General features: G+C 71.9%; 1 protein-coding gene. It reads right to left on the reverse strand.

From position 1 onward, the window contains the following. Nucleotides 1-263, reverse strand: a 263-nt coding sequence (locus ACSC1Q_RS43255) for a SpnB-like Rossmann fold domain-containing protein (RefSeq protein WP_436764555.1), incomplete at both ends; no start/stop codon positions are given.

Raw genomic sequence — 263 nt, forward strand, 5'->3', positions numbered from 1 at the left:
CGCGTGCCAGTCGCGGCACCCACGCCTCACCACCGCGAATCGCGGCCTCCGGCTCCTCCGAGGCCACCACCGCCCCCAGAACCCGCCACGACTCCTCGTCCGCATCCACATCCACCAACACGAACCGGCCAGGATTCTCCGCCTCCGCCGCCCGCACCACACCCCACACCCCGGCCACACCGAGATCCACATCCTCGGTCTCGCTGACCGCCACCGCACCCCGCGTCACCACCACCAACCGCGACGACGCGAACCGCTCCTCG

Origin of the sequence: Streptosporangium heterodermiicola, from assembly GCF_051390675.1 — a bacterium.
In the GTDB taxonomy this organism is placed as follows: domain Bacteria; phylum Actinomycetota; class Actinomycetes; order Streptosporangiales; family Streptosporangiaceae; genus Streptosporangium.